Source organism: Alteromonas sp. a30, assembly GCF_026788005.1.
Classification (GTDB): Bacteria; Pseudomonadota; Gammaproteobacteria; order Enterobacterales; family Alteromonadaceae; genus Paraneptunicella.
Map to the genome: position 1 here is coordinate 131,568 of NZ_JABEPE010000007.1, position 12,210 is coordinate 143,777.

Below are 12,210 nucleotides of genomic sequence, written 5' to 3' on the forward strand. Positions count from 1 at the left end.
AGGTAACACGAACTAACACGAACGGCTTTTTAGTTTTAGAGATAAAAACGCTTATACAGGGTGGTAAAGATTGCGTAATTGAGTAGGATAGGTTTATTCCTAATACTGATTTTTAATGCTATGTCGCCAACCAAGAAGCTTTTCATATCAGCCTTTTTTATGTTCTTTTCTAGCTCGGCGCTTTCTGAGTGCATGAATGTTGAAGACGCAGAGCGCCTAGTTTCCACCTATCCTCATCACCCCGTCATTGATTTACCCAAAACGAAGAACCTAGAAGAGGCGTATTGCTCACAGCAAATGTATGTTGAAGCATTGGCTAAAAAGCTTGGCAGTGAGCAAGGAAAAATTGTTGGTTATAAAGTGAGTTTTACGGGTAAAGCTGGGCAAGAAAAGTTTGGCATACCGCATCCTGCTTATGGCGTGTTAATGCAAGGCATGATTGAAAACGGTCAAAGCGATATTAAATTTGATTTTGGTTATCGCCCCATGATTGAGCCTGATTTAATGGTTAGGGTAAAAAGTGAAAATATTATGCAAGCAACTACCTTACTTGATGTTGCCGAAGGGTTGGAATCCCTACATGCGTTTATTGAAATGCCAACGATTCAATTCCCTTTAGGCAAACTATTCACTAGTAATGACCTGATCTCACTGAATGTTGGGGCAACTAAAATGATACTCGGCGAAGGCGTAAAAATAGAAGCCACTCCTGAGTTTGTGGAAAAGCTCGCTCTTGCTCAGACAGAGTTTGTTGATGATTCTGGCAATGTAATTCAGGCAGCACCGTTAAAAAACTTAATGCAACATCCTTTCAATGCCGTTCTTTGGTTAATTTCCGAATTAAAACGTCACAACAAAGCTTTAAAAGCTGGCGATTATATTAGTTTGGGCGCGGTAGGGCGTTTATTCCCTGTTGTTAACGAAACAAAAACATATATTTATCGTATTCAGGGAGTGTCTGAAAAACCGATGACTTCGAGCGTAAAAATCATTTCAGTGTAAGGTGCATATGTTAAAGGGTTGAGCTGTGTTAACAAACCTTAAAGTTGCGCTACAGATAAGCGTCAATGCTCTTTGCTTCCATATAGTTATACATTTTAACTCAAGAGTATGTATTTGTTTTCACTTATCATGAAGTCGAGCATTCACTTTGCACGATAAATCTCTATAGTGTGATGACATTTCATAAGAGAGGCCCTATGAAACCAAACGGAAACCTCGTTTCAGCAGAATGGTTGCTGGAGCATCTAAACGACCCAAGTCTGGTTATCCTCGAAGCGAGTATGAAACGCCCGTTGCCGGGGAAAACGAATGAAGTCGGTGAGGAGTCTATTCCTCACGCAAGGCACTTTGATTTCGAAACTAACATCTGTGATCTTGATTCTCACTTACCTTGCATGATGCCAACGGCAGCGTATTTTCAAGAAAAAGTGCGGGCGCTAGGAGTGAACCAAGATAGCGTTGTGGTGGTTTACGATAATATGGAGGTGTACTCCGCTCCTCGTGCTTGGTGGATGTTGAAGTCTATGGGGTGTGAGTCGGTTTATGTGCTTAACGGTGGGTTGCCAGCGTGGAAAGCGATTCATGGTCCAGTGAGTCGCCTGTCTGAAGAAACTGCCACCTTGGGAAATTTTGCGAGTCGTCCTCAAGCAAACAAGATGCTTGGGTTAGCTGAGATTAAAGCCAACTTGGATACGCAGGAAGCATTGGTTTTAGATGCTCGCTCTGCTGCGCGCTTTTCGGGTGAGGAGCCAGATCCTCGTCCGAATGTAAAGTCAGGACACATTCCAAAAGCAAAAAATTTGCCGTTTTCTGTATTACAAAAAGATGGGCATCTGTTGCCCGCACAAGACTTAAAAGCGCGGTTTATCAAATTAGGGGTCGCATCCGACGACAAACTCATTTTTAGCTGTGGCTCAGGTGTAACCGCTTGTATTTTGGCGCTTGCAGCCAGTGAGTCCGGTTACAATAATATCGCTGTTTACGATGGCTCATGGTCAGAATGGGGTACAAATGAGGCTCATCCCGTTGAAACGGGTCATTAACTAATTGAGACTTTAAAAAAGTGGGCAAAGTGAATCCTGAGGCTTTCGAGCAGCTTATTACGCCATGTTTGTTATTGGATAAAGACATACTTGAGCGCAATATTGAACGAATGCATAACAAAGCATTGAGTCATGATGTTCAACTTCGAACGCATTTGAAAACCGCGAAAAGCGTTGATGTCGCCGCTTTGCTGAAGAAATATGGCCATACCGGTGTAACGGTTTCGACGTTAACAGAGGCTGAGTATTTCGCTGAAGCTGGATATGACGACATTCTGTATGCAGTCAGTATCGAGCCTAGTAAATTTCTCCGAGTTAAAAAACTTTATCAAAAAGGTATCAAGCTCAAGGTCATTCTTGACGATGTAGAAGTGGCAAGAAAATTGGCAGAGTGGGCTAGCGCTGAAACGTGTCCTGTAGAATGCTTGATAGAAATTGACTCAGATGGACATAGAGCAGGCATTGCAGCCGATGATGCACAGTTGTTAGTATTAGCGCGTATTCTAGCAGAAGCTTCTCATGTTACATTATCCGGTGTAATGACACATGGTGGCGGGGCCTATTATTGCGCCGATATGCAGCAGGCCAGACAGCATGCTGAGTTGGAGCGAGAGCAATGTGTAAAAGCCGCTGAGCGAATACGGCAAGCGGAAATTCATTGCCCCATCATTAGTATTGGCTCAACACCAACGGTTGTGGCGGCACAAAGCTTCGAGAATGTAACGGAAATTCGCCCAGGCGTGTATGTGTTCTTCGACCTGTTTCAAATGGGATTAGGGGTATGTAGTATGGACGACATTGCCTTGACGGTTTTGGCCCGTGTTATTGGTCATCACCGTAAACAGAATCGCATATTTATTGATGCAGGTGGGCTCGCTTTATCTAAAGATAGGAGTACTTGCGACCAAAAGCAAGATTTTGGTTATGGATTGGTTTGTAGCGTAGACGCAAAGCCAATACTATCTAATTTGATTGTGAGTCAGGTTAATCAGGAGCACGGAGTGATTAACACCACGGACGAAGCGATGTTTGATATATTGGCTATCGGAAGTTTGGTGCGCATAATGCCTAACCATGCTTGTATGACCGCTGCCGCATATAACAATTATTTTGTAGTGGACGGTGAGGGACTAGAGGTTTCTTGTTGGAATCGCTGTAATGGTTGGTCCCAATGGTGCTGATTGAAGCGCCTTTTGCGAACTTAAAACAAAAATAGAGTGCATGATAAACGCACGCAATGTGGCACGTAAGTTTGCTCCTCATAATAGCTTGGGGCAAACCTACCACTTAAAGTCCACTCATTGATATTTGGAGCTTTCGGTAAGTACATATGAATCGAAGAAATCAAAATGTGATCGACGAGGAAGTCACGTTTGGCTTAGACGAAGAATTAGTTTCTACAACTGATCTTCGAGGTGTGATTACTTATGCCAATGATGTCTTTTGCAGAGTTGCGGGCTACGCAGTCGAAGAGTTAGTTGGCAAGAATCATAATATCGTGCGCCATCCCGACATGCCAAAAGCGGCATTTCAGGACCTATGGGATCGTATTAAACTTGGTGTTCCGTGGCGTGGAGCCGTTAAAAACCGTTGCAAAGATGGCCGATATTATTGGGTTGACGCATTCGTTACCCCTATCTACGACGAGGGCAAACTCGTTGGCTATCAATCTGTACGTCGCAGGCTAGATCCAAAAATTCGCCAACGCGCGGAAAGTGCCTATAAAGCGGTTAACAATGGTAAGAGCCTAGTTAGTCCATTAAATTCCATTAAAGCGCGTCACAGTGTTTTTGCAGCAATTAGTATTGCATTAATTGTCATCGGTGCATTATCTGGCAGTTGGTTGCCATTACTGGTTGCTCCAATTTTACCCTTCCTTATTTACCGACAAGAAATCATCTCAGTACCGTCTTTTAACAGTGACTTGTTGCAGAAGTACGATAGTGTTTCTCGCCTTGTGTATAGCGGTAGTGATGCCAAAAGTGTGTCTGATTACCATTTGTTTATGCAAAAAGGGAAAGTTAGAACCATCATTGGTCGCGTGGTCGATAGCACCAAAGGGCTTAATGCCGGTGCTCATAATTTAAAAAGTGCAGCGGTCAGAGCCAAACAGGGTGTTGCTGATGAGTCGCATGAATTACATCAAGTGGCGACGTCAATCGAAGAAATGGTCTCCACGATTGAAGACGTTGCTCGAAGCACATCGGATACTTCTCAAAAAGCAAAACAAGCACATGCCGACTGTGACTCCGCTTCATCGTCTATGGATCAAACCATGGGCAAAGTAGTGAACTTAGCATCAGAAGTAGCTAAGTCAGCATCAGCAGCGGCGGAATTAGCCGAAGAAGCCGAGCGTATCGGGACGGTAATGCAAGAAATCCAAGGGATTGCAGACCAAACCAACCTACTTGCACTTAACGCGGCAATTGAAGCTGCGCGAGCAGGGGAGCATGGTCGCGGGTTTTCTGTGGTGGCAGATGAAGTACGTGCGCTGTCATCACGTACTCACGATGCAACCGAACAAATTCAATCGTCCATTAACGAAATTCAGCAAACGTTATTACAGTGGTCTAACACAATGCGGGCAGGTAAAGATGCTGCCGACGAATGTCTGTCCGATACAGAGGCTACACAAAAGTTAGTGTCGAAAGTTTATAGTGCCATTTCTGATATTGCTGATTTGACCATGCAGATCTCAGCAGCGGCGGATCAACAAAGCACCGTGTCACAAGAAATTGGCCGCAACATTCACAATATTCATGAAGTGTCTCAAGAAAACCTTCGCCAAGCAGAAAATGTGGAAAGAGAAGCGACTCAAATAGACTTAGGCGCGATTAAGTTAGCTTCGCTGGGTCAGTCGTTTGGTGAAAAATAAAAGCGCATGATGACATACGAAAGCCAGTACTTTGATACTGGCTTTTTTGTGTTTTTCATTGAAAGGAGAGGTGGGATTAAGTTCTTGGTTTTTCGTGCTTAGATTTCAGTGCCTTTAATTCTTCAACTAAAGCATCGAGCTCTTGCTCGTTAGCTACGAAGAAGCGCTCTTCTGCTTGTCCTACTTTCTGAATCAGCTCTTCTAAAGAGTGCTCTGCTTGACGCTCAATTTCATGTAAACGCTTTTCGATGGTTTGCCACTCATCTTTTACTTCTAAAGTCATTAAATGCGCTTGCAACGCCAATTCCTGTTTAATTTGGGAAAGATGCTTAAGCAGTGTGGCTTGCTTTTGTTGTTGATGTTTATCAGACACAAAATGATCCTGTCTTATCAATGTGAGCTTTCACTAATCTTTTATTATCTATATTGCAAAATAATGACAAACACAAATCTTGGAAATGCAACGAGTGAACTAAAAATTTACTGCTAAACTTACATTATATAAGGGAATGTAGTTGTTATATGAGTCATCTATCCATCAATCATCGGCAAATTGAACTTGTTCAGCGCTCTTTTACACAAGTTGCGCCTCATGCCGTTTCCTGCTCTGCTGCGTTTTACCGACGCTTATTCGAACTCGACCCCAGTTTAAAAGCACTTTTTAAAAACGACATTCATGTGCAAGGTGTTATGTTGATGAAGGTCTTAGCGATGGCGGTGAATAGCTTGTATGACTTGGATTCTATTGCCGATGATCTTCGAATCTTAGGGGCGCGCCATGTAGGTTATGGGGTGCAAAGAGCGCATTATAAGATCGTCGAAAAGGCATTAATCATGATGCTACAAGACGTTCAAGGTGAGACTTTTTCTAAAGAACTCGAAGTCGCTTGGCAACAAGTGTTTCGATGCATTAGCCGTTTGATGAGAGATGAATAAACTCAGAAGCTTTGGTGTGTATCTTTGATTTGATTTGGCGCAAATGATCCGATACAAGCCTATTTTGGGCTTACTACATTCTCAGGTTTACTTTACGTTATTTGTCCTTAAGATTATGGCACTTTTGAATTTGGATCACGCGTAATGTATCGGTTTCACTCCTGTTTTAATCAATATCGGCAATATGCCTTTCTTCTACTAATTATTAGCTTTAGCTTCCTGAATGCGTGTTCGCCATCGACCCAGCAACGTGTGGTTTTCCATGGAGAAACAATGGGAACCACATACAGCATTAGTTATTACCCCACGAATTCCGAGATGAGTGATGATGAAGTCACATCCGATGTTCATCAGCAAATTAAGCAGCGTTTATTAGAAGTGAATCAGGTTGCATCAACCTATATTCCTGATTCGGAACTCTCGCTATTTAATCAAAGCTTGGGTGATGAGCCTGTCGCATTATCAGAAGATTTAAATACATTGGTCGCAGAGTCGATTAATTTGGCGGAGCTTACTGGCGGAGCCTTGGATGTGACAGTGGGTCCATTAGTCAATTTGTGGGGATTTGGCCCCGATAAAGTGCCTAACAAAACGCCGTCGCCAGAGGAGATCACGCAAGCAAGGGCGCGTTCAGGCATTAGTAAGTTGCATTTACAAAACGGCAAGCTTAGTAAAGAAACACCTTTGTTATATGTTGATTTATCGACTATCGCGAAAGGTTTTGGTGTTGATGAGGTTGCTGAGGTACTGGAGCAAAATGGTATTCACCACTACTTAGTTGAAATTGGTGGCGAAATAAGAGTGAAGGGAACCAAAGCGCATGCGGAACCTTGGCGTGTTGCTATCGAAAAGCCGATATCAACCGTGCAAACCGTGCAACGTATTTTGCAACCGGGTAATAACGGCGTAGCCACTTCGGGGGACTATCGTAATTTCTTTGAACGGGACGGTAAGCGTTATTCCCATATTATTGACCCAAAAACCGGCCAGCCAATTAATCACCGGTTAGTCTCGGTAACGGTGCTTCATCCTTCCTGTATGATCGCCGATGGCCTTTCAACCAGCTTTATGGTTTTAGGGCACGAAAAAGCGATGGCACTGGCGAATAAGGAAAATATCCCCGCATTGTTTATTGAGAAGTTGCCAGATGGACGCTTTAAAGAAACTTTTTCCGAAGCGATGCAGCGCTATATTAGTCGCAACTAAGTGAAAGGCTGTGCCAGAGTGACACAGCCTAAAGTAATATTACTTCAATTCCCCTTTAGTGTACGGGTGTTTTTTCTCTAGCGCCGCAATTTCATTAGCGGTTTTATTGGGTGAGCCCGTTTTCTGAGCTAGCCAGTAATACGCCGTAGGCACAACAAATAATGTCATAAACCCTGCCACTAATACGCCGGCAAAAATAACCATGCCAATTACGGCTCGGCTTTCAGAGCCCGGGCCAGAAGCCAATACAAGTGGAATTGCACTGAACACGGTCGTGAAGCCTGTCATTACGATTGGGCGTAAACGTAAGGCAGATGCTTTACGCAAGGCTTCTTCGAACTCATAGCCTTCATCGCGTAATTGATTGGCAAACTCCACAATCAAAATACCGTTTTTCGCCGCCAGCCCAATGAGCATAACTAAACCAATTTGACTGTAGATGTTGATACTCATACCAGCGAAATATAAACCGGCAAATGCGCCTAATAGTGCTAGTGGTACGGTAAGCATAATCACCCAAGGGTGGATAAAGCTCTCAAACTGTGCCGCTAAAACAAGGAAGGTGATCGTTAAAGCCAGTGCAAAAACAAATAAGATGGAGTTACCTGATTCTTGATAAAGCTGAGACTCACCACGGTAGTCAATGCCAACGGATTCTGGCAAGTTCTCCTTCGCAAGTCGGTTCAAATATTCGAGTGCTTCGCCTAACGTGTAACCATCTGCAAGGTTTGCTGTGATAGTGATACTACGCATACGATTGTAGCGGTTTAAACTCGATGATGTTGCTCTCTCGCTGCGAGTTAACAGGTTATCTAATGGGATCAATTGCCCACTTCGACTAGATCGAACGTAGATGTTCTCTATATTGTTTGGGCTTTGAAAATCGCTTTTCTCACCTTGTAGAATGACATCGTATTCTTCCCCTCTATCAAGATAGGTAGAGACCCGGCGTTGACCTAAGATGGTTTCCAATGTGCGACCAATATCGCCGATGGAGACTCCTAAGTTTGCAGCTCTTTCTCTATCAATATTGACTAGAAGTTGTGGCAGGGTTTCTTTGTAGTCGGAATCCAAACGCTGTAACCCGGGGTTTTCAGCAGCTTTTTTCAAAATAATGTCGCGATAACGAGCCAGTTCCTCATAAGTATTACCTTGCAGCACAAATTGAACTGGGCGGCCTAATCCTCTACCACCTAGACTGGAACGCATAATAGTAAAGGCTTGAATCTCTGGGAAAACTGACAACTTAGCGCTGATCTCTTGCATTAAGTCGAAAGTAGAACGTGTTCGTTGTTCCCAAGATAGCCCGCCGACAATAGCAATACCGGCACTTCCACCGAAGCCGGGCGTGCGCACAATCACGCGTTCGATTTCATCGCGTTCGCCGTACTCAAGCAATATGGCTTCAATCTTTTTCAAATTCTCAGCATTGCTCTCAAAACTTGCGCCTTCTGCTGCTTGCATTGAAATAAAGAAGTTGCCTCTATCTTCTTTGGGAACAAACTCAGTAGGTACTTCTTTTACTAAGCCGTAGAGGGCAATTATGCTGCCAACAATAAGTAACACGGTAATAATGGGTTGATGAATGGTGTTACCCAATGTGTTGTAGTAGCGTTTTTCTAATCGATTGAACAGCATGTCCATTTTGCCGCTAAGACCACTGTCGCGACTCTTCTTCGAAAGAATTCTGGATGACAACATGGGACATAAAGTCAGCGCCGTAAAACTGGAAAAAGCGACGGCAGCGGCGATGGCGAGAGCAAATTCAGTGAACAGCCGTCCAATATTCCCTTCCAGAAAGACAAGCGGAACGAATACCGCAATTAATACAAGCGTGGTAGCAATAACCGCGAAACCCACTTCTCGTGCGCCACGGTAAGCCGCAAGGATAGGAGGTTCCCCCATTTCGATACGACGGTAAATGTTTTCTAGTACAACAATCGCATCATCGACCACTAAGCCGATAGCAAGGACCAACGCAAGCAATGTTAACAAGTTAATCGAGAAGCCTAAGGCGTACATCACAATAAAGGCGGAAACCAAGGAAATTGGCACGGTAATCGCCGGTATAATAGTGGCGCGAACATTACCTAAGAAAAGGAAAATCACCAAAACAACCATTGCCATGGCAATGCCTAGGGTGTTGTATACCTCATCAATGGATTCTTGAATAAAAATAGATGAATCGTAACTTTCAACTATGTAAATGTTTTCCGGGAGTCCAGCCTGAATTTCAGCAATTTTATCTTTTGCCGCTTTTGCCACGGCTAGCGTGTTGGCTTTAGATTGCTTGATAATGCCAAGGCCAATCATATTCTTGCCATCGCCACGGAATTCGGTTTCGTCGTCTGCGGCGCCTAGCTCAACGCGGGCCACTTCACCCAATTTAATTAAATAGCCATCTGAGCCTTGTTTTATGGCGAGTTGAGCAAAGTCTTCAGGAGTCAAGAAAGTACGGGCAACTCTTACTTCAAAGTCACGAGAGTTTGACTCGACTTCACCGGCAGGAAGTTCCACATTTTCAGAGCGAATCACTTGCTCAATATCGGTCACTGTAATGCCACGAGCAGCCATTGCATCACGATCTAACCAAACACGCATCGCGTATTCGCGTCCGCCACCCAAACGTACTCGGGCGACACCATCCACCGTCGATAATTTATCAACAATAAAACGGTCAGCGTAATCGGTGAGTTCAATGACGTCTAAATTGGTGCTACGTAGGTTGTACCAGACAATGACATCTTCATCCGAATCCGACTTGAACACTTCTGGCGGATCAGCTTGCTCGGGTAAGTTGTTTAGCGCTCTACTGACACGTTCGCGTACGTCATTGGCTGCGGCGTCTACATCGCGTGATAAGTCAAATTCAATACTGATTTGCGAACGCCCATTTCGGCTAGTCGACGTAATATTCTTTATGCCTTCAATACCACTAATGCGGTCCTCGAGAAGCTGCGTAATTCGGGACTCAACGATGTTGGCTGATGCTCCCGGATAATTAGTATTAATTGATACAATGGGAGGGTCGATGTCGGGGTATTCACGTAAGGAAAGCAAGCTAATAGCAACAATGCCGAAAACCAGCAAAATGAGGTTAACAACCGTTGCAAAAACCGGACGTTTTACAGAAATATCGGAGAGTAGCATGTGATTACTCTCCTACAGGGTTAACAGGCGCACCATCGCTTAAACGGAAAGCGCCTTCTACAACAATGTTATCGCCTTCATTTAAGCCTGAAATGATTTGCACGCTACCGGGGCGTCGTTCACCAACAACCACTTCCACGCGTTGAGCTTTGTTATCTGTATCAACTCGGTAAACATACTGTTTGTCGCCAATCGGCACTACCGCGGTTTCGTTAATCATTAATGCATCCAGCACACGTTTTTCGACGGTTACTTTGAGCAACATGCCCGGGCGTAATTTGAGTTCTGGGTTTGCAATTAACGCTCGTACCTGTACTGCACGAGTCACAGGGTCAATACGGGATGCGATACTGCTAACTTTGCCCTCAAATATCTCTCCGGGATAAGCAACGGAGGTTGCTGTAATGGATTGATTGCGAGCCAAGCTTGGTAGATGTTCTTCAGAAATAGTAAAGTCCAGTTTGATTGTGCTGAGATCATCCAATGTGGTGATAACATCTCCGGGGCGCACCAGTGCGCCTTGACTCACTTGGCGAATACCTAAAAGTCCAGAAAATGGAGCATAAATAATACGGTCCGAAATTTGTGATTTGGCAATTTCCAATTGGGCTTTTAAGGCGTCCACGTTAGCTTGTTGTTCATCGAGCAATTGCGCAGAAGCGGAATTAGTTTGAGCTAAGTCGGCAATACGTTTTAACTGGCGTTTTTGTTCTTTTAAGTTAATTCGAAGCTCTTCTACTTTAGCTTGTTCTTCATTAGAGTTAAGCCTAACAAGCACCTGACCTTGTTTAACTAAATCGCCATCATCAAACAAAATTTGCGAAATTGTATCGGTTTCTTGTGCAGTAATTGTCAATGCTTCATTGGCTCGGGCTGTGCCGAGCGCTTCAACAACAATAGGAAGCGCTTTCATTGACGCTGCCGCCAATTTTACTGGAGGAGCAGGTCGATTCTGATTACCTTGCTTCTGAGCTTCTGGAAGATTCAGATAAATCAAAAGTGCGATAACAACAACTAATGCAACCGCAATAGGGGAAAATGCAGATTTTCGGGACATCAAGTTTTTTACCTGTATTAAAGCTTTACTATGCTGAAATTAAACGGTAAGTATGAAGTAAAGTGTCGTTAGCTGGTTGATAAATCCCATTAAAATGGGGCTACCAAATAAGTTCTCTGAAGTGTTTTCTACACATTGACTCGTAGCTATCGTTACCACCTACCTGAACTTGCTCACCGTCTCGAATGGGTTTTCCGGTCTCATCTCTACGAACAACAAAATTTGCTTTACGTCCGCAATGACACACCGTTTTTAGCTCCACAAGTTTATCAGCCCAAGCTAACAAATACTTGCTGCCCTCAAACGTTTCACCTTGAAAATCAGTACGTAGACCGTATGCCAATACAGGAATGCCTAAATCATCCACTAAATGGGTTAACTGTTGTACCTGATGCTTGGTGAGAAATTGTGCTTCATCAATGAGCAAGCAATCAATTCGTTTGTTTTCATTGGGTTGAATCTTTTCTACCGCCGCAAGCATATCGGTGTCGTCAGAGTATAAATGGGCATCAGCTTGAAGGCCGATTCTGGAAGCCACTTTGCCAACGTGATATCTATCATCTAGTGCGGCAGTAAATATTTCTACTCGCATTCCACGTTCCCGGTAATTATATGCTGATTGTAACAAGGTAGTGGATTTGCCAGCGTTCATCGCTGAATAGTAAAAATAAAGTTGAGCCATGACGTTAAAATTCAAATCGTAGGGGCCGCTATTTTGCCTGAAATTGGTTATAACGGATATAGGTAGTGACTTTTTCAATATGTAAAACTTTGTTTCGCAAGCGGGATGCTTCAATAAACAAATTTAATGACGATTTAGTTAAATACTTCTATATTTTAAACGATAAATACTTAAGTAGGTTGGTGATCATAAGCCAATCGAAAATAGGTGGTTGGCAATATTAGTGCTCGGTATGTGACGAGTGTCAGGATGTTAAAAA

Annotated in this window: 10 protein-coding genes; 6 read left to right on the forward strand and 4 right to left on the reverse strand. The window is 43.6% G+C overall.

What is annotated here, in order from left to right:
- The first annotated feature begins 192 nt into the window (after positions 1-192).
- From HJG39_RS09000 to HJG39_RS09015, 4 genes are all read left to right on the forward strand, one after another.
- Positions 193-1,002: a 2-keto-4-pentenoate hydratase gene (locus tag HJG39_RS09000; RefSeq protein WP_268408608.1), complete on the forward strand. Its 810-nt coding sequence runs from the start codon at positions 193-195 to the stop codon at positions 1,000-1,002.
- 197 nt (positions 1,003-1,199) lie between these two features.
- Positions 1,200-2,045 (forward strand): sulfurtransferase, encoded by an 846-nt coding sequence (locus HJG39_RS09005; protein WP_268408609.1) that lies wholly within the window; start codon positions 1,200-1,202, stop codon positions 2,043-2,045.
- Positions 2,046-2,074: 29 nt separating this feature from the next.
- Positions 2,075-3,226, forward strand: coding sequence for an alanine racemase (locus HJG39_RS09010; RefSeq protein WP_268408610.1), 1,152 nt, complete (start codon positions 2,075-2,077; stop codon positions 3,224-3,226).
- A 149-nt stretch (positions 3,227-3,375) separates the two neighbouring features.
- Positions 3,376-4,920, forward strand: coding sequence for a methyl-accepting chemotaxis protein (locus tag HJG39_RS09015; protein ID WP_268408611.1), 1,545 nt, complete (start codon positions 3,376-3,378; stop codon positions 4,918-4,920).
- Between the two features lie 76 nt (positions 4,921-4,996).
- On the opposite strand, the gene HJG39_RS09020 is transcribed toward HJG39_RS09015, so the two are convergent.
- Positions 4,997-5,293, reverse strand: coding sequence for a hypothetical protein (locus HJG39_RS09020; RefSeq protein ID WP_268408612.1), 297 nt, complete (start codon positions 5,291-5,293; stop codon positions 4,997-4,999).
- 149 nt (positions 5,294-5,442) lie between these two features.
- Here HJG39_RS09020 and HJG39_RS09025 point away from each other — a divergent pair, with 149 nt between their 5' ends.
- Positions 5,443-5,856: a globin domain-containing protein gene (locus HJG39_RS09025; RefSeq protein ID WP_268408613.1), complete on the forward strand. Its 414-nt coding sequence runs from the start codon at positions 5,443-5,445 to the stop codon at positions 5,854-5,856.
- Positions 5,857-6,129: 273 nt separating this feature from the next.
- A complete protein-coding gene (locus tag HJG39_RS09030; RefSeq protein ID WP_268408614.1) occupies positions 6,130-7,062 on the forward strand; it encodes an FAD:protein FMN transferase in 933 nt (310 codons plus the stop codon).
- A gap of 39 nt (positions 7,063-7,101) precedes the next feature.
- Here HJG39_RS09030 and HJG39_RS09035 read toward each other — a convergent pair whose 3' ends face one another.
- The 3 genes from HJG39_RS09035 to HJG39_RS09045 form a co-directional block, all read right to left on the reverse strand.
- Complete coding sequence (locus HJG39_RS09035; RefSeq protein ID WP_268408616.1) at positions 7,102-10,212, reverse strand: efflux RND transporter permease subunit; 3,111 nt, start codon at positions 10,210-10,212, stop codon at positions 7,102-7,104.
- 4 nt (positions 10,213-10,216) lie between these two features.
- Entirely contained in the window at positions 10,217-11,269 is a 1,053-nt protein-coding gene (locus tag HJG39_RS09040) for an efflux RND transporter periplasmic adaptor subunit (protein WP_268408618.1), read from the reverse strand.
- A gap of 100 nt (positions 11,270-11,369) precedes the next feature.
- Positions 11,370-11,951 carry a thymidine kinase gene (locus tag HJG39_RS09045; protein ID WP_268408619.1) on the reverse strand — a complete coding sequence of 194 codons (582 nt, stop codon included), beginning with the start codon at positions 11,949-11,951 and terminating at the stop codon, positions 11,370-11,372.
- Positions 11,952-12,210 lie beyond the last annotated feature (259 nt).